This window comes from Leisingera sp. MMG026 (assembly GCF_021654205.1).
Lineage (GTDB): Bacteria > Pseudomonadota > Alphaproteobacteria > Rhodobacterales > Rhodobacteraceae > Leisingera.
Map to the genome: position 1 here is coordinate 1 of NZ_JAKFZM010000030.1, position 18842 is coordinate 18842.

General features: G+C 60.3%; 13 protein-coding genes. 7 read left to right on the forward strand and 6 right to left on the reverse strand.

The window, feature by feature from the left end:
* The first annotated feature begins 834 nt into the window (after positions 1 to 834).
* The 4 genes from L1069_RS16155 to L1069_RS16170 all read left to right on the forward strand — a co-directional run bounded on the left by L1069_RS16155 (position 835) and on the right by L1069_RS16170 (position 6007).
* Complete coding sequence (locus L1069_RS16155) at positions 835 to 2889, forward strand: S8 family serine peptidase (RefSeq protein ID WP_237456354.1); 2055 nt, start codon at positions 835 to 837, stop codon at positions 2887 to 2889.
* A complete protein-coding gene (locus L1069_RS16160) occupies positions 2819 to 4216 on the forward strand; it encodes an MBL fold metallo-hydrolase (RefSeq protein ID WP_237456355.1) in 1398 nt (465 codons plus the stop codon). Before L1069_RS16155 ends, L1069_RS16160 begins: the two co-directional genes overlap by 71 nt.
* A 248-nt stretch (positions 4217 to 4464) precedes the next feature.
* Positions 4465 to 5565, forward strand: a complete 1101-nt coding sequence (locus L1069_RS16165; protein WP_237456356.1) for a twin-arginine translocation pathway signal protein — start codon at positions 4465 to 4467, stop codon at positions 5563 to 5565.
* Positions 5552 to 6007, forward strand: coding sequence for a MarR family transcriptional regulator (locus L1069_RS16170; RefSeq protein WP_237456357.1), 456 nt, complete (start codon positions 5552 to 5554; stop codon positions 6005 to 6007). The genes L1069_RS16165 and L1069_RS16170 overlap by 14 nt, the downstream gene beginning before the upstream one ends.
* Positions 6008 to 6156: 149 nt before the next feature.
* On the opposite strand, the gene L1069_RS16175 is transcribed toward L1069_RS16170, so the two are convergent.
* Together L1069_RS16175 and L1069_RS16180 are read right to left on the reverse strand one after the other, a co-directional pair.
* A complete protein-coding gene (locus tag L1069_RS16175; RefSeq protein ID WP_237456358.1) occupies positions 6157 to 7254 on the reverse strand; it encodes an AAA family ATPase in 1098 nt (365 codons plus the stop codon).
* 322 nt (positions 7255 to 7576) lie between these two features.
* The gene (locus L1069_RS16180; RefSeq protein WP_129370084.1) at positions 7577 to 9862 is read right to left on the reverse strand and encodes an adenosylcobalamin-dependent ribonucleoside-diphosphate reductase; all 2286 of its coding nucleotides are present in this window, start codon (positions 9860 to 9862) and stop codon (positions 7577 to 7579) included.
* A 199-nt stretch (positions 9863 to 10061) separates the two neighbouring features.
* Here L1069_RS16180 and L1069_RS16185 point away from each other — a divergent pair, with 199 nt between their 5' ends.
* Positions 10062 to 10493: a DUF1489 family protein gene (locus tag L1069_RS16185; RefSeq protein ID WP_237456359.1), complete on the forward strand. Its 432-nt coding sequence runs from the start codon at positions 10062 to 10064 to the stop codon at positions 10491 to 10493.
* Positions 10494 to 10698: 205 nt separating this feature from the next.
* On the opposite strand, the gene hisG is transcribed toward L1069_RS16185, so the two are convergent.
* Genes hisG through hisS form a run of 3 tightly spaced genes read right to left on the reverse strand, consistent with a single transcriptional unit; the run spans position 10699 to position 13993 of the window.
* A complete protein-coding gene (gene hisG, locus L1069_RS16190; protein ID WP_134830357.1) occupies positions 10699 to 11418 on the reverse strand; it encodes an ATP phosphoribosyltransferase in 720 nt (239 codons plus the stop codon).
* Complete coding sequence (locus tag L1069_RS16195; RefSeq protein WP_134830356.1) at positions 11415 to 12503, reverse strand: ATP phosphoribosyltransferase regulatory subunit; 1089 nt, start codon at positions 12501 to 12503, stop codon at positions 11415 to 11417. The genes hisG and L1069_RS16195 overlap by 4 nt, the downstream gene beginning before the upstream one ends.
* A 2-nt stretch (positions 12504 to 12505) precedes the next feature.
* Positions 12506 to 13993: a histidine--tRNA ligase gene (hisS, locus tag L1069_RS16200; protein WP_237456360.1), complete on the reverse strand. Its 1488-nt coding sequence runs from the start codon at positions 13991 to 13993 to the stop codon at positions 12506 to 12508.
* 259 nt (positions 13994 to 14252) lie between these two features.
* Here hisS and L1069_RS16205 point away from each other — a divergent pair, with 259 nt between their 5' ends.
* Positions 14253 to 14447: a SlyX family protein gene (locus tag L1069_RS16205; RefSeq protein ID WP_024089107.1), complete on the forward strand. Its 195-nt coding sequence runs from the start codon at positions 14253 to 14255 to the stop codon at positions 14445 to 14447.
* A 426-nt stretch (positions 14448 to 14873) separates the two neighbouring features.
* Positions 14874 to 15263: a hypothetical protein gene (locus L1069_RS16210; protein ID WP_237456361.1), complete on the forward strand. Its 390-nt coding sequence runs from the start codon at positions 14874 to 14876 to the stop codon at positions 15261 to 15263.
* A gap of 50 nt (positions 15264 to 15313) precedes the next feature.
* On the opposite strand, the gene dnaE is transcribed toward L1069_RS16210, so the two are convergent.
* Entirely contained in the window at positions 15314 to 18826 is a 3513-nt protein-coding gene (dnaE, locus tag L1069_RS16215) for a DNA polymerase III subunit alpha (RefSeq protein WP_237456362.1), read from the reverse strand.
* Between the last annotated feature and the right edge of the window lie 16 nt (positions 18827 to 18842).

Sequence of the window (18842 nt, forward strand, 5' to 3'; positions counted from 1 at the left end):
GGTAGGATTGGTTAGTCAAAATTGACCTATTTCGGTTGCAACTATTCTTCACTGTCAAACAAAATTGTTGACCGTTGCAGTGTTGCAGAATCTCTCATTGCGCACAATGCAAAGGTGGACACATCCGGAAACCTCTGGCTTTCTTGCATGCATCGTGATGCAGTGATCTCAGGGCGGCAAGGCAATCACGGTGAAACAGGCAGGCTTCTGATTCCCTCCACTTTTCCCGTGAGGGCAGTGTATCTCGATGATTGCCCTTCAGACAGATGGTTTCCGGAGGTGCCTCGCTTCCAACCAAACCCGGTCTGCGCTGAGCACAGCTTGAACGGCATCAGTGTGCCGATGCCTCCTACTCATGGGCTCTGGCTTCCTCAGGAGCAAGGTCGGCTCCTGACGCTGTTCAGCGTGACTAGGGCGGCGCACCTACCATCCACCACCTGCGCATTGCGGGCCTTGGCCAAGCGAACAAAGCTGGACGTTTTTAGAAAAGGCCGGTTCGGGGAGACTGCGGCGCAGCGATAGCTAACCTGTGAAAGTCCAGTCTGGGCCGAGGTTTCTCGGATCAAGAACCAGCAGTTCCAATTCCGTTCTCAGTTGGTTGCGTTGGGATCATTCAATTCGCGAGATCAAACCGACAGAGCGGTTGTTACGGGATATCCTTAAGTTCCTTCGTTCCACGAACTACTTATGCTAGAGTTCTTTTGGGAAAATTCTCTTACGCCGCTTCATAAGGGGGATTTGATGCCATATTATTCCACAGACTCGTTTCGTCTTCACCCAAGGCTCCGAGTGATCGCAAATGGCAGCGGGTCGGTAAATGCCTGCCGATCGAAAATGTCCACGCAGGTCGCCAGCGGGCCAGGCACTCAGTTCTCGGTCAGTGAAGTCGAAGATGGCGTTGACGTAGTTGCGCTTCAGGTGGCAATGCAGGAAGTGACAAGCGCGGCCCAGATAGACACCGCTGCTCTGCGCCGTGCCGGTCTTCCAGTGCGCAAGAAGCTCAAGGATGGCCCGAAAGCAGACACCGCGTTCGTCAACGTGTTGATCGACGTCGCGGCTAAAGGCGGAAAGACAGATGACGCCTCGACCCGTGAAGCAGTGCATCGAATCCGCGAGCTATGCGAAAATGCGCTCGATGGGCGTAGCGCGCCACAGTCAGCGGCGAAAACAATTACGCGCAATGATCAGATTGCCGCGACGGTCCCAGTCTCTTTTCTAGCCGATCTCGAAACCGATCCCGACATCGCCTTCGTCAACAAATCCGATGTTCTCAAGCTGGACCTGCCCACCCCCTCTGAAGGAATAAAGCCGACCCCGCGACGGATCGGACGGGCATCGCTTCACAAAGACGGGGCCGACGTGATTATCGGAATTATCGATGTCGGTGGATTCGACTTCGCACATCCGGATTTTCTCGACGAGAACGGCAAAACGCGATTTACGCGGATTTGGGACCAGGGCGGCGATTTTCGTCCGTCTCCAGAGAATTTTGGATTTGGAAGTGAATTCACGCAAAAGCACCTCAACGATGCAATAGACGCACAGGCCAGCGGCGGACTTCCCGCTATCTTGATCGAGCGACAGTCCCAGCGGTCGCCGTCCTCCCACGCAACCCATGTCGCAAGCATTGCCGCAGGCAATAGCGGCGTTTGCCCGAAGGCAGAGATCGTCGGCGTACTAATTGACGTGCCGGTTCCCGAAGACGACTTCGAGCGACGGCGCCACACATTCTCCGACTCAAGCAGGCTCATACACGCGGTCGAATACCTCCTCGGCATCGCCAAAGAGAAGAACAAGCTGGTCTCCATCAACATCAGCCTCGGCACCAATGGCGGCGCGCATGACGGTTTGGCCGGAACCAATCGATGGTTCGAAAATGCGCTCACGCTGCCGGGGCGGTCCATCACACTCGCGGCTGGCAATGCCGGACAGGAGGATCCTCAAAATGAAGAGGATATCGGCTGGATCATGGGGCGCATCCACGCGCAGGGACAGATCGCCGCGCGCGGGCTGGAAACCGAACTCGAATGGATCGTTGTGGGCAATGGGATCGCGGACATTTCTGAGAACGAGTTAGAGATTTGGTACAGCCCGCAGGATCGCTTTCAAGTCGAGCTTCTTCCCCCGGGAGAGACGCGCTGGTTGCGGGTCAGTCCACAGGAATTCATCGAAAACAAACGCCTGCGTGACGGAACCACGGTTTCGATATACAATGAGCTTTTCCATCCCGGCAACGGCGGGAACTATATCTCCATCTACCTCTCGCCGAACCTGGAACCCGGTGAAATCCGCGGAATACGCGCCGGGCTTTGGCGTGTCCGCTTGATTGGAGAAGAAGTTCGGAACGGCAAGTTCCACTGCTGGATCGAGCGCGACGATCCCCGCGAAATCGGCGTGCTCGGCGGTCAGCGCTTTTTCCGGTTCCCGTCTTTCTTCTCTCGGGCGAGCAATATTGACTCGCATTCGATCTCGTCGCTTGCTTGCGGCCGCGCGACCATCGCGGTGTCGAACTACGACACCGCGACGAACCGCATGAACGTCACAAGCAGCCAGGGCCCGACCCGCGACGGCCGGATGAAGCCTGACCTCACCGCGCCGGGTACGGATATCGTGGCGGCAAACGGCTTCGCGCTCGATGATGAAACTTGGGTGTCCATGTCAGGCACTAGTATGGCAAGCCCCTATGTCGCCGGTGTCATCGGATTGATGATGAACGCCGCAAAAAAACCAATTAACTCCCTACAGTGCCTTGGGATACTCCAACGTACAGCAAAACCCCTGCCGGGCGGCACTTTTGATTGGGTTAATGATGCCGGTTTTGGCCGGATCGATCCAGAAGCAGCAATCGCCGAAGCCGAGAATTTTGCTCGGCGGACAGACAGAGGGTGAGCGCGCCATGAAACTTAGAATTTTCAAATCAAGCCACGGCGATTGTGTGCTTCTGCAGGCCGACGGCCATAACATCCTTTGCGATGGGGGCATGTACAAAAGCATGAAAAACCATGTTCGCCGCCCACTGGTGGATCTCGTCAAAGACAATGGCGGGAAGCTTGACGCCATCTATATTTCACATATCGACCAAGACCATATCTCTGGCATCCTTCAACTTCTGCGCGACGCCGTTGAATGGCGAGTTCATGACTTTCATAAAAACAATGGCGATACGGATGTCCGTGAGCCGAAAATCCCGCGCCCGCCAAAGATAGAGGCGTTGTGGCACAATTCATTCAGAGACATGGTTGGCGAAAATGCCGGTGAGATAGGCGATCTCTTGGCCTCAGCGGTACCAACCCTGCATGCGACTGGAGTCGAGAAGTTCCTTCACGAGGCGCACGAGGTAGGCAACGTTGCTTCATCAATCCCCGAGGCTTTGGAGGTCTCGCGCTATGCGAAGCCCGACTTCCTGGATATTTCGGTCAATGTGCTGCCCGGTCAGAGCGGCCCCGGCAAGTTGCTGTTCCGTGGCGACAATCCCGTAAAGTTTTCAATCGGTTCGCTCGACTTCACCTTGGTCGGCCCTACAAAGAAGGCGCTGAGTGACCTTAAGAGGGGGTGGAACAACTGGCTCAAGAGCAATAATGGCAAAGACGACGTGCAGAAGGTCCGCAGGAAGGTTAAAGAACAACTTGAAAAGTTCGCAACCGGCGAGTTGAGCGAGTCGCCCTTCGATCTTCGCAAATGGAATGGCATCTCGGGCTTCGAGGGCGTCTCAGTTCCGAACATCGCTTCTCTGGTGTTCATGGTTGAAGAGGGCGGCACGCGCGCTCTGATGACTGGCGACACCCAGCAGGATGTACTCTTGAAAGGGCTTGAGGAAACTGGGTTCCTAGACAATGGACATCTGCATCTTGATGTGTTGAAGGTGGCCCACCATGGCTCGGAGAACAATACCGACGCAAACTTTGCGCGGATTGTTACGGCTGATCACTACTTCTTCTGTGGTGACGGAAGCAGCGGCAATCCCGAGCCGGAGGTAGTCCAAATCTACTATGACTCTCGGCTCGGCCCATCCTCGAAACGCGCTCTTGCGCCAGAGGCCGACGACCGGCCATTCACATTTTGGTTCTCGACAAACTCGGAAGATCTGCCGCGGAGCAGCAAGTACTTCAAGAGCTTCTCGAAGACCGAAAAACTAGTGGAACGGCTCGTAGATCAGAGCGACGGAATGCTCAAGGCAGAGTTTGTTCGAAGGGATTACCGAACGCTTTCGGTCTGATGAAACGTGTCACCGGATTTTCCTCGGAGCGGTGATGGTATTTCGGTTTTAGATAGCAAGCGGGTCGTCCTTCCGGATGCAGCATAGCCACCTTTTGCTGTGACATAGGGGCTGGAAATAACTGTTGCGCCAAGAAGGAATAGTTCTGGTTACGTAGTAGGTAGCCTGTCTGGTTAACGGATCCGACTGAGTTGAAACTGGTGCGACATCGAACTATATGGTTTGATATCGTACTACAGGAACGCATCATGACACTGTCGAGACGGAAGATGATTGGACTGATTGGCGGCGGCGTTGTTCTTGCCGCCGGGGCCGGAGCTGGCGGATTTGCAGCAACCCGCAGACCAGATGCAGCACTGGTGCCATGGGATGCTGCGGGCAGCTACAAGGACCCGCGCATGGCAGCACTCAGCTGGGCGATCCTTGCACCCAATCCGCACAACCGTCAGCCTTGGCTTGCCCAGCTCGTGGGTGACGATGAGATCCTGATCTGGCGAGACCTGTCTTTGAACCTGCCTGAGACGGATCCCTTTGACAGGCAGCTGACCATTGGAATGGGTTGTTTTCTGGAAATCCTGCGGCAAGCCGCTGCCCAGCGAGGGCTGGCGGCAGATGTCACTCTGTTCCCGGATGGCGAGGATGGGTCCGTGGCGCATATCCGCTTGACACCGGGCGGTCTGCCGGACCCGCTGTTCGCCCATGTCCCGGTTCGGCATACTAATCGGAATGCCTATGAGGACCGTCAGCCGGCCACCGCGGCACTTTTGGCGGAGGCGACGTCAGTTGTTACCGCGCCGGACGCGGTTGCCGCCCTTCACAAGCTTACCTGGGAGGCGATGCGGATCGAAATGGCGACGCCACGCACCCATATGGAAAGCGTCGGTCTGATGCGCTTTGGCAAGCAGGAAATCGAAGCCAATCCGGACGGAATTACCTTGGGCGGCCCGATGCTTGAAGCACTGATGAAGGTTGGAATGCTGTCCCGCGAAGGGCAAGCTGATCCTAGCAGCGGCGAGTATCAGCAAACGCTCAGCATGCTCAAATCATCCATGGACGCGACACCCGCTTATGCGATTGTGAGCACTGCGGGCAACAGCCGCACCGATCAAATCGAGGCCGGCAGGCGGTGGGTCCGGCTGCACCTTGCAGCAACCGGCCAGGGGCTTGCGATGCAGCCAGTAAGCCAAGCGCTGCAAGAATATCCCGAACAGGCGGATCTCTACGCGCAAGTTCACAAGCAGCTGGCCTCACCCGGCGAAACGGTGCAAATGCTTGGGCGTGTTGGCTATGCACCGCCCGCAGAGGCAAGTCCCCGCTGGCCATTGGAGAGCCGCATTGCCGACGCCTGATGTACCGCCTCCCCCCGTCTTCGAGGTTCTGACGGAAGTGGGAATCATCAACCAGCTTGCGACTGCCGCCTTGGAGGCATGTCTGCCGGACGACTTGATCGCACCTCATTTTGCCGTGCTCAATCACCTGATCCGAATTGGCGACGGTCAGACGCCAATCGAAATGGCGCGGGCGCTGCAGGTTCCGAAGACATCGTTCTCCAATACGCTTGCGGGACTGGAAAAGCGCGGTTTAGTCGAAGCGCACCCAAACCCGAAGGACCGGCGGTCCAAGACAATCTGGATCACCACCCAAGGGCGCCGGATTCGTGAAGAGATCGTCTCTGCGCTCGGCCCGGTCTTCCGGGACTTGGCGCAGAGAGCCGCGCCCGGCACGTTTCATTCATTGCTGCCCCAGTTACGTGAGTTAAGGGGCAAGATGGATGCGTTGCGCGAAGAATAGCGAGAAGCACGTTTGCAGGCGCAGCGAATGTCTCCTTCGGCGGGCCGCACTGCAGTGCTGCTATCCACCGGCCAATGACCGATGTGGGCCGGTTTGGTTAGCTATACCGCCTGCCAGCCCCTATTTTATGATGTCTGGAAACGACATCCTCAATGACGGGTCCAAGCCGCCTCCATCACTTCACCCCGGGTCAGCATCCGGATGACATGCCGAAGGTTCAGCTCCGCACCGCTTCCGGCAATTTCCAACGCTTCGGCCACAGCCTCGACAGAGTCTTGCGTCAATCCACGCCGGCAGCCCTCACGGCGAGCAAAAGCGGCTAGTTCGGATGCTGAAACTGGCGGGAGGTGAACAACCTCCAGGCGGCTTAGCAGAGGGGCTGGCAAAGTGACTAAAGTGTTGGAAGTCAGCACCCAGCTGATCCAGGACATGTCGAAACCCACCTGGTAAAAGGGGCACTGCCACGAAGCCGCGGAAGATGGCTCCAGAAGGGACAGCAGCCCCTCGGTCAGGCCGAAGCAGTTTCCTTTGGTCGAGGTCGCAACCCCGGCCTTTTCCACTTCGTCCACAACGATCACCGGGTTGGCAATCAGGTGCTTCAGGATCGTCATCAAAGGGCGTCCCGGCTGCGCGTTGGACCAGCCGCGTTGAGAGCCCACGATACCGAACGACGCCTGCTCCGCCGTCGCCTCCACACCACAGCGGGGCACGCCAAGTGCGGTGCTCAGCTGACGGGCCCACATGCTCTTTCCAATCCCCGGCGGACCATCCAGCAGCACAGGCGGCAGGCGAAAGCCCGCGTCTCCATTGCGGACTGAGCGCCGCATGGACTTCCATAGAAGATCTGTCGCGGGTGCCATCCAGGGCATGTCGGCATGAATTCCGGCGGCGATTTCATCCGCCTGATGCTCTGTCCTGATCCGGATCAGCTCTACACCGTTGCGCAGAACTTCCAAGGCTCTTCGGTCGTCGAGTTTGAGGTGGGAGAGACCTGCGACCGCTGCCCGCCGTTCCGCCAGCCTGCTCACCCGGCGGTCCACGCGGTCCTGACCTTCGCGCCCGAGACCGATCTGCATCAATTCGGTTTCCCACCGAAGGCGGTCATCACGATCCTCAGGGTCCGGAGGCACGATACCGCGTTCGAGCGCGCGGCGTGTTTTCAGGAACCGTTCCAGGCGCTGCCGAATTGCCCTCCGGTCTTTGTCGGCATTGTGGAACTCTGCTTCGATGAACTTGATCTTGGACATAGCTGGCCCTTTCCCGGCGCGCCGCGCCGTCTGGCACCCGATTGCACACGGTGCGTTCGGGGAAATGAAGGAAAGAACCTGGCCAGGTTTGAGCTTCAGTCCTGCTCAATACGGCCATTTCAGTCAACAGTTGGAGCTGATCTCCGAGGGGGACACGCGCCCCCGCAACAGGTAATAGGCGGAATTCGTCTAAGCCATTGTATTAAAACAAAACCACCGGCCGAAGATCGGCCGGTGGCAATTAACCTCGTGTCAGAATGGCAGAAAACCCCCATCAATGGCAGTTATTTCTTGGGTCCGACACCAACAGGCGTTTCATCCTTCATCCGCACTTCGAGTGGCCGCAGCTGCGGCAGGTCATGCAGCCTTCAACCATCTGCATGTCGAACTGGCCGCAGCTCGGGCAGGCCTTGCCGCGCGGGGCGTTCAGGTTCACCACCTGCGCCTGCGGGTCGGATTTCAGGCCCATGCCCTCACCTTCCAGAAAGCCGGTCTTGACCATATGCGTCTCGATCACGCCGCCGATTGCAGCCAGGATCGACGGGATATACTTGCCCTGAACCCAGGCGCCGCCGCGCGGGTCGAATACCGCTTTCAACTCCTCGACCACAAAGGACACATCTCCGCCGCGGCGGAACACGGCTGAAATCATCCGGGTCAGCGCCAGCGTCCAGGCATAATGCTCCATGTTCTTGGAGTTGATAAACACCTCGAACGGGCGGCGGTGGTGGTTGATGATGATGTCGTTGATGGTCAGATAGATCGCGTGCTCGCTGTCCGGCCACTTCAGCTTGTAGGTATGGCCCTCCAGCGACTGCGGGCGGTCCAGCGGCTCGGACATGTAGACCACTTCGGCACTATCGCTCTCATGCGGTGCCTGGGCGGTCTCGCCCGGCGCGGTGTCGGCGCTTTCGCTGACCGACAGAACCGAGCCGGTCACGTCATTCGGACGGTAGGTGGTGCAGCCTTTGCAGCCCTGATCCCAGGCCTGCATGTAAACGTCCTTGAAGTCATCAAAGGAGATGTCTTCCGGGCAATTGATGGTCTTAGAGATCGACGAGTCGATCCATTTCTGCGCCGCTGCTTGCATCTTGACATGGGCCGCGGGCGGCAGGGTCTGGGCGTTAACGAAGTAACCGGGCAGCTTGGCATCGGCGCCGAATTTCTCGCGGTACATCTGCACTGCGTAATCGACCACTTCCTCTTCGGTGCGCGACCCGTCCTTCTGCAGCACCTTGCGGGTGTATGCATAGGCAAACACCGGCTCGATGCCTGAGGATACGTTGCCTGCATAAAGCGAAATGGTGCCGGTCGGCGCGATCGAGGTCAGCAGCGCGTTGCGGATGCCGTGCTCGCGGATTGCGTCGCGCACATCGTCATCCATGTTCAGCATGTTGCCGGAGTTCAGATAGGCCTCGGCGTCGAACAGCGGGAAGGCGCCCTTTTCCTTGGCCAGATCCACCGACGCCAGATAGGCGGCGCGGGCTATGCTATGCAGCCATTCGTCGGTCTGACGCGCCGCTTCGTCGGAGCCGTACTCCAGGCCAAGCATCAAGAGCGCATCGGCAAGGCCCGTGACCCCCAGGCCGATCCGGCGCTTGTTCTTGGCTTCCTGCGCCTGTGCCTCCAGCGGGAATTTGGAGACATCGACCACGTTGTCCATCATCCGCACCGCGGTGGCGACCAGCTCCTGCATCGCCTCCTGGTCCAGATGCGCGTCTTTCTCAAACGGGCTGGCCACCAGCCGCGCCATGTTGACCGAACCCAAAAGGCACGCACCATAGGGCGGCAGCGGCTGCTCGCCGCAGGGGTTGGTGGCGCAGATGTTTTCGATATAGGAAAGGTTGTTGGCCTTGTTGATCCGGTCGATGAAGATCACGCCGGGTTCGGCATAATCATAGGTCGCCTGCATGATCTTGTTCCACAGATCGCGCGCCTGCACGGTGTGATAGACCTTGCCGTCAAACACCAGTTCCCAGGAACCGTCGGCCTTGACCGCGTCCATGAAAGCATCGGTGATCAGCACCGACATGTTGAACATGCGCAGGCGGGCAGAATCGGATTTGGCAGTGATGAAAGCCTCAACATCCGGGTGGTCGCAACGCATGGTGGCCATCATCGCACCGCGGCGCGAGCCCGCCGACATGATGGTGCGGCACATTGCATCCCACACATCCATGAACGACAACGGGCCGGAGGCGTCCGCCGCCACGCCTTTCACATCCGCACCGCGCGGCCGGATGGTCGAGAAGTCATAACCGATGCCGCCGCCCTGCTGCATGGTCAGCGCTGCTTCTTTCAGCATGTCGAAAATCCCCGACATGCTGTCGGGCACGGTGCCCATCACAAAGCAATTGAACAGGGTTACCTGACGCGCGGTGCCGGCGCCTGCGGTAATCCGGCCCGCGGGCAGGTATTTGAAGTCTTCCAGCGCAGCAAAGAACTTCTCCTCCCAGGCATCCGGCGCCTGTTCCGCCCGCGCCAAATCGCGCGCAATGCGCCGCCAGCTGTCCTCGACGGTGACGTCGATCGGCGTGCCATCGGCCTGCTTGAAACGGTATTTCATATCCCAGATTTGCTCGGCGATGGGGGCGGCGAAGCGGCTCATATGGCGATTCCTTTGAGTCGTGTGGCAGCACGAATGCAGCTTGAATGGCGGCTTCGATACTACAGGCAAGGCGGATTTCTCAACGCTGAAAACGTACATCGTTGAGAATTTATTACCGAGTGTACCACAAGACCTTGCTAGCGCCAAACTCCGAACTACTATATAAAGGTGCCGCTCTGGACGACTCTGTGGGGAACCTGTGGATAAACGCGTGAACCTTGTGAAGCTTTCGGTTGGCACCGAAAGCGTTGAAACCCTGATGGCCTGGCAGGAGATGCGCCGCCGGGAACTGCCGGAGGGCCTGCCACGCCACGTCACCCGCATGTGGCCCAAGCGCGAGGCGGAGATCCTCAATGGCGGCTCGATCTATTGGGTGATCAAGGGGCTGATCCAATGCCGCCAGCGCGTGCTGCGAATGGATGAGGTGACCGGCGAAGACGGCATCCGCCGCTGCGCCATCATTCTGGAACCGGAATTGCACCGCACCCACACTGCACCGAAACGCCCGTTCCAGGGCTGGCGCTATCTGAAGACTGAAGACTCACCCGCCGACCTGCCTGCCGGCAAAAGCCAAGAAGAGCCGCTGCCGCTGGAACTCTCGCAGGCACTGGCGGAAATCGGAGTGATCTGAGGCTTTCCGCCCCCCCCCGCGGCGTGCCTCGCCAGCGCCGGGCGTCAGCCCGGCGCCCGGCCCAACCGGAACGGCGGCATCCTGGATGCCGCTGCGCCGGGCGGGAGAACACTGGCTCAGGGACCGCTTTGGGTTTAAAAAAGAGGATCTCCCGCCGCCATTGCAGGCATCAAAGATGCCCGAATGGCGGCGGGCGCAGCCCGCGCTAGCGCGCGGGCGGTCCCGCCTGCTTTCGGCCTTCCAGCAGGTCTAGCAGCGTATTCAGAGCCGCCTTCTCATCCAGCCCGTATTTCGCCACCCGGCTGCGCCACAGCGTCGCCTGGGACTTCAGCACCAGCCCGTCCGCCAGCAGCTTCAGATGGTTGGCCCGCAGCGTTTCGCCGGTCGAGGTAATGTCGGCCACCATCTCGGCGGTCTCGTTCTTCACCGTGCCCTCAGTCGCGCCCTGGCTGTCCACCAGCTGGTAATCCGCCACCCCGGCATCGGTCAGGAATTCCCGCACCAGCCGGTGGTATTTGGTGGCAATCCGCAACCGGTGCCCATGCGCGGAGCGAAAGGCAGACGCCACCGCATCCAGGTCATCCAGCGTGTCCACATCAATCCAGAACTGCGGCACCGCCAGGATCAGGTCGGCATGGCCAAAACCCAGTTCAGCCAGGCTCTCTAGCTGCTGCTCGAACCGCGGCAGCTTCTCCTGCACCAGATCGGTGCCAGTGACGCCCAGGTGGATCCGCCCCGCCGCCAGCTCGCGCGGGATTTCCCCCGCCGACAGCAGCACCAGCTCCATGTTCGCAACACCCTCGACCGCGCCGGCATATTCCCGGTCGGACCCGGTGCGCGCCAACGTCACGCCGCGCTTGGCGAACCAGTCGAATGTCTTCTCCATCAGCCGCCCCTTGGACGGCACCCCCAGCTTCAAGCTCATGCGCGCACCTCCTCAAGCTGCAGCATCAGGTCCGGGCGCAGCACACCGCCGACCGCCGGGATTTCCTCGCCCCCGCCCAGCCGCCGGGTCAGCGCATCATAGCGCCCGCCGCTGGCGATCGGCGGCAAATCAGGCCGCGCCTCGGCGTAAAAGCCGAACACAAACCCGTCGTAATACTCCATCGAGGTGCGCCCGTAAGAGGCCTCGAAATCGAGGGTCTCCACATCCACTCCGCGCGCTTTCATCGCCGCGGTGCGTTCATCCAGGCGGTCCAGCGCCAGATTGATCTGCGGCAGGTCCACGGCGATGTCGCGCATCTGCTCTACCGCGTAGGGCACCGTTTCGCGTACCGCCATCAGCGCTTCCAGCGCCAGCAGCTCATTCTCGGCAATCGGCGGTGCCTTGGCATCTTCGCGCAGCGCTTCAACCCGCGCCTGCACCTCTGCCGCGCGGCGTTTGCCAAGCTCCACCGCCGACCCGGTCAGATCGCCCTCGGTCTCCAGCAGCTTCTTGCGGTTCTCCGGGACCGATGCCCGGCCCGCGAAACGGTCCAGCAACGCCCGGAACCGGCGCGGGCGCCAGATATGGCGCATCAGCGCCGCCTTGCGCTTCTCACTGGTTTTCAGCCCTTGCACGGCGGCCATCAGAATGCCGATATCGCCGGTTGCCGCCCGCAAAGGCAGCCCGCGCACCTGCAGCGCAAACAGCGCAAACACCTCCGCATCCGCTGCCGCCGCATCGTTGCGCTCAAACACCTCATAGCCGACTTGCAGGTATTCGTTGGGCCGGTCAGGGTCGATCTCCTGCCGCCGGAACACCTCGCCTGAATAGGTGTAACGCGCAGGCTCCGCCCCGTGGCGCATATGCGCCTCCACCACCGGCACAGTGAAATCCGGGCGCAGCATCTGCTCGCCGTGCAGCGCATCTGAGGTCACATAGGCGCGCGCCCGGATGTCCTCGCCGTAAAGATCCAGCAACGTGCCGGCCGGCTGCAGCAGCGGCGTGTCCACCACCTGCGCGCCTGCGGCCTCAAAGCGGACCCGCAGCATCGCAGCGCGGGCCTGAATTTGCGATTGAGCCGCCATGATCAGTCCTGCCCGTCCAGAATTTCCCGCACCTTGGCGGCCAGTTCCCTGCGCGGCACTTCAAACTGGCTCGGACGTTCCTTCCACTCTTCCAGGGTCGCGCTCTCAGCGATCCTGGCACCGAGGATCAGGTCCTTGATCTGCACCACGCCATTGGCTTTTTCATCGCCGCCTTCGATCACGGCCACGGGCGAATTCCGCTTATCCGCATATTTCAACTGGTTGCCGAAGTTCTTGGGATTGCCCAGGTAAACCTCCGCCCGGATGCCCGCATTGCGCAGCTCTGCCACCATCGCCTGGTAATCCGCCATCCGGTCACGGTCCATTACGGTGACCACAACTGGGCCGGCAGCCTCCGCCGAAAGCCGCCCCTTGGCATGCAGCGCCGCCAGCAGCCGGTCAACGCCAATGGACACACCCACTGCAGGCACTTCCTGCCCGGTAAAGCGCTTGACCAAGCCATCATAGCGCCCGCCGCCCGCAACCGATCCGAACTGGCGCTTGCGGCCCTTCTCGTCAAGGATATCAAAGGTCAGCTCTGCCTCGAACACCGGCCCGGTGTAATAGCCAAGCCCGCGTACAACCGACGGGTCGATTTCGATCCGGTCCTTGCCATAGCCGCCCGCGGCCAGCAGCTCGCCGATCTGCTCCAGTTCGGCAATGCCCTCCTGGCCCACCGCACTGTCGCCCACGGCAGCACGCAGGTTGGCAATGGTGCCCGCCGCCTCCGCCGCCTTGGAGGTCAGAAACGCCAGCACCGGCGCGGCCTGATCATCAGACAGGCCTACCCCGTCGATGAAAGCACCCGACGCATCCAGCCGCCCCTTGGTCAGCAGCTCGCGCACGCCGGCCTCACCCACCTTGTCGAACTTGTCGATAGTGCGAAGAACGTTGTCACATACAGCAGGGTCGTCACCGATCCCCATCACTTCCAGCACCCCGTTCAGAACCTTGCGGTTGTTCACCCGTACCAGATAGTCGCCGCGCGGAATGCCGACGGTTTCCAGCGTATCCGACAGCATCGCGCAGATCTCGGCGTCCGCGGCCATCGAAGCGGTGCCAACGGTGTCCGCGTCGCACTGATAAAACTGGCGGAAGCGGCCCGGTCCCGGCTTTTCATTGCGCCAGACCGGTCCCATCGCATAGCGGCGGTACGGCGTCGGCAGATCATTGCGGTGCTGGGCATAGACCCGCGCCAGGGGCGCCGTCAGGTCATAGCGCAGCGCCATCCAGTCACCGTTTCCATCGTCCTCGGTCTCCTGCCAGGCAAATACACCCTCATTGGGGCGGTCCACATCGGGCAGGAACTTGCCCAGCGCCTCAACGGTTTCCACCGCCGCGGACTCCAGCGCCTCGAACCCGTAATGATGATACACACCCGCAATGGCCCGCAGCATCTCGCTGCGCTGGGTCACCTCCGCACCGAAATAGTCGCGGAACCCCTTGGGCGTTTGTGCCTTGGGGCGGGGCTGTTTCTTCACTTTGGCCATGTTCGGCCTCCTCACGGGTAGCGGTTTCACTTGCCCGGCGGTCTAGCGGATGCCAGCCGCAACAGCAAGAAGGAGCCGGGCGCACACAGGAACGCAGGAACCCAACGGCCATAGCGCCGCGCCGCCTTCTTCTGGCGGAAACATCCCCGCCGGAGGCCCGCTGGTTTTCCACCAGGAAAACCCTCGTCAGCAACAGCCGCCCCATGGACCCAGGCAGGCAATGCCCCTATGACAGGCCAGCCGCGCACAGGAGAGCCCCATGCAGCATCTGGAAGAGCAAATCGCCCATCTGACCCGCAGCGTGGAGGAGATGAGCGACGTGATCGCCCGCCAGCAGCAGGAGATCGACACCCTGACCCGCCGCGTCGCCATGCTGATGCAGCGCGAGGCCACCCGCGAGCAGGACAGCACCGGCGGCGCAGTCTTTGGCGACGAACGCCCGCCGCACTACTGAGCAAAATCCAGTCATGACGGACCTGCGGCAGCCCGTGGGCTGGCGCCTCAACAGGTGTTTGGGGCAGTTTATCCCGGCCAAACCCGTACGACTTTTCCGGCGGAGCACATTGCCTCACCATTGCGCCAGCCCGCCCGAACGGGCTGCCGCAAACTCTGGGCACTCCGCGCCGTTGTTCCAGACCTTGGTGGTACCATGATCCCAAGGGCAGACCGCGTGAAAGGCTGTGATAGTTTGGCAACGCAATCCGGCACAAACCATGGAAGCCAGTGCTAATTATCAGTGCTGTGCAAACCTGAGTAGACTAGCAATAATGCAGAAATCCAATCTCTTTTGCCGTACAGGTGACAATTGAAACTTAAGGGAATCTCAGCGACAATATTAATTGCCATGTCTGCTCTTACGGGATGTTCGACCGACGGGAGCATGGGGGAAAAAGATAGGATTGGCAGCGCAACAATTGGCAATGTTGTTGTTTCTTGGCGTGATTTCAATGTGTTGCAGGAAAAGTCAAACACTAACGAGAACGTTATGTTCTCGTTCTCAGGTGGTAACGAACTCAAACCTTCCGACCCCGGGTACACCGGCTGCTGGTCGGCAATGAATAACTATGCAGCTTGCCAAAAGGCGCACGGAGAAATCAAACTGACGCGTGCTCAGACAATCCAGCTAGCAAACAATGCCATGAAGTCACACCCAGTTTGCAGTTGGGAAGGTTTTGATGAAACTTACGACCTGAGAGTGCGAAGCGCTGGTGCCTTGGCCAGTTTTACCGACACAAGAATGCTCTTCGCTCGGATTAGCTGCACAAACTGACAACGCGCAACAACTGACAACGCGCAACAGAGGAGTCCCCAAAGCTCCCCTCAGATCTCTTCCACATCCAGCACCCCGTCCAGCGACTTCAGCGCCCCCTTGATCTGCGGGTTGATCGGAAACGCCTGGCCCAGATCCATCTCCACATCGCCGGGCAGGCCCGGGTCCTGCAGGTACATATAGACCTCACCGCGCGCGGCATTGCGGGCCGCCGCCTTGGCGTCCTCCAGCACTTGCGCCACGGTGCCAACCGCCGCGGCATCGCTCAGGTAAACCCGCAAGCTGCTGCGCCCGGCATCGGCAATCGCGCTATCCACCGGACCAACCGAGCGCACCAGCAGTTTCAGCTGATCGCTCTCCATCGTCGCCTCGGCGGTGATCACAACCTTGGCGCCGGTCTCCAGGAACTCGCGGGATTTCTCCAGCACTTCGGAAAACAGTGTCACCTCAAAGGCACCGGAAGGATCCGACAGCTGGGCAAAGGCAAAGCGGTTGCCGCGGGCGGATTTCCTCTCCTGCCGCCCGGCCACCACGCCCGCCATCTTGGCCATGAACGGGCCGCGCTCGGCCTTCGCCGTCACTTCGTCCAGCGTCATGACATCCTTGCGCTTCAGCGCCGGCATGTAGTCGTCCAGCGGATGACCCGACAGGTAGAACCCGATCGCCTTGAATTCCTCGCTCAGCCGCTCGGCCGGCAGCCAGTCCGGTACGCTCGGCAGGCGTGGTTCGGGCAGATCCTCGCCCGCCTCGCCGAACAGCGACACCTGGCTGGAATTGCGCTGGTCATGCACCGCGGCAGAGTAATCCACCAACGGGCCGAGGCTTTCGAACACCCGGCGGCGGTTGGGGTCGAGCTGGTCAAACGCCCCTGCCCGCGCCAGCATCTCCAAGGGCCGCTTGCCGACGCGCTTCAAATTCACCCGGCGGGCAAAATCGAACAGGTTCACAAAAACCCGATCATACCCGCTCTCATTGCGCGACTCGGTGACCAGCCGCATCACGTCAACACCAACGTTCTTCAGCGCGCCCAGCGCATAGACCAACTCGCCCTTGACCACATTAAACGTCGCCATCGACCGGTTCACGCAGGGCGGCACGTATTTCAGCCCCAGCCCTTTCTTCACCTCTTCAAAGTAGATCGCCAGCTTGTCGGTCAGATGGATATCGCAGTTCATGACGCCGCCCATGAACTCCACCGGGTGGTTCGCCTTCAGCCAGCCGGTCTGATAGCTGACCACCGCATAGGCCGCCGCGTGCGACTTGTTGAAGCCGTAGTTGGCGAATTTCTCCAGCAGGTCAAAGACTTCCGAGGCCTTCTTGGCAGGCACGCCATTCTCCGCCGCGCCCTTTTCAAACTTCGGGCGTTCGGCGTCCATCGCCTCCTTGATTTTCTTACCCATCGCCCGGCGCAGCAGGTCGGCGCCGCCCAGGCTGTAGCCGGCCATCACCTGGGCAATCTGCATCACCTGTTCCTGATAGACGATGATGCCTTGGGTTTCCTCCAGGATATGATCGATCAGCGGATGCACCGACTGAATCTTCTTCAGCCCGTTCTTCACCTCGCAATAGGTCGGGATGTTCTCCATCGGGCCGGGCCGGTACAGCGCCACCAGCGCCACGATGTCCTCGATGCAGGTCGGCTTCATGCGCTTCAGCGCATCCATCATGCCGGTGGATTCCACCTGGAACACCGCCACCGTCTTGGCCCGCGAATAAAGTTCGTATGTAACCTTGTCGTCCAGCGGAATGGCGTTGATTTCATTCACCGCGCCTTCGGGCGGATCGTACAATTGCGTGCCGTCCTCGCCGGTATGCAGATCGCGGCCCGACTGTTTGATCAGATCCACCGCGTTCTGAATGACGGTCAGGGTTTTCAGGCCAAGGAAGTCGAACTTAACCAGCCCGGCCTGCTCCACCCATTTCATGTTGAACTGGGTGGCCGGCATGTCGGACCGCGGGTCCTGATAGAGCGGCACCAGCGCATCCAGCGGCCGGTCGCCGATCACCACCCCCGCCGCGTGGGTCGAGGCATTGCGCAGCAGCCCCTCGACCTGCTGGCCATAGGTCAGCAACCGGTCCACCACCGGCTCATTGCGCGCCTCTTCCTTCAGCCGCGGTTCATCCACCAGCGCCTTTTCGATAGAAACCGGTTTCACCCCTTCCACCGGGATCATCTTGGACAGCCGGTCGACCTGGCCATAGGGCATCTGCAGAACCCGGCCGATGTCGCGCACCGCCGCCTTGGACAAAAGCGCACCGAATGTGATGATCTGCCCGACTTTGTCGCGGCCGTATTTCTGCTGCACATAGCGGATCACCTCTTCGCGGCGGTCCATGCAGAAATCGATGTCGAAGTCGGGCATCGATACCCGCTCCGGGTTCAAGAACCGCTCAAACAGCAGCGAATAGCGCAACGGGTCAAGGTCGGTAATGGTCAGCGCATAAGCCACCAACGATCCCGCGCCCGAGCCCCGCCCCGGCCCCACCGGAATGCCCTGATCCTTGCCCCATTGAATAAAATCCGCAACGATCAGGAAATAGCCGGGGAATCCCATGCCCTCGATAATGCCCAGTTCAAAATCCAGCCGTGCCTGGTATTCCTCCAAACTCACCGCGTGCGGGATCACCGCCAGGCGTTTCTGCAGGCCCTCATTGGCGATGCGGCGCAGTTCTGAAACCTCATCATCGGCGAATTTGGGCAGGATCGGATCCCGCAAATAGGCCTTGAACGCGCAGCGCTTGGCGATCTCCACCGTGTTTTCAACCGCCTCGGGCAGGTCGGCAAACAGCGCCACCATTTCTTCCTGGCTTTTGAAGTAATGCTGCGCGGTCAGCCGCCGGCGCGGCTCGGACTGGTCGACATAGGCACCCTCAGCGATGCAGATCATCGCATCATGGGCCTCGTACATTTCGGTGTTCGGGAAATAGACGTCATTGGTCGCGACCAGCGGCAGTTCCATCGCATAGGCCATCTCCACATGGCCGCGTTCGGTCTGCTTTTCCGCCTCCGGCTGGCCGTGCTCGCCGGGGTGGCGCTGCAGTTCCACATACAGCCGATCCGGAAAAATCCGCTTCAGCTGCTGCATCAGCACCTCTGCCGCCGGCCGCTGTCCCTGCTGCAGCAACAGCCCCACCGGCCCGTCCGGCCCGCCGCTCAGGCAGATCAGCCCCGCGCTGTTGGCCTCCAGATCCTCCAATGTGACCTGCGGCAGCTGTCCGCCATTGTCCACATATAGACAGGACGACAGCCGCATCAGGCCCTCATACCCTTCTTCGCTCTGCGCCAGCAGCACCAGGGGCGCGGGCAGCTTGGGCTTGCCGCCCGGCTCCGCCTGCTGAAAGGTCAGATCGACCTGGCAGCCCAGGATCGGCTGGATGCCTGCACCGGACAGCGTCACCGAAAATTCCAGCGCCGAGAACATGGCATTGGTATCGGTCACAGCAATCGCCGGCATGCCGTGTTTTTTGCACAGGTCCGGCAGCTTTTTCAGCCGCAGCGCGCCTTCCAGCAGGGAATACTCGGTATGGCTGCGCAGGTGAATGAATCGGGGAGAGCTTGTCATGCCGCCACGCTATCTT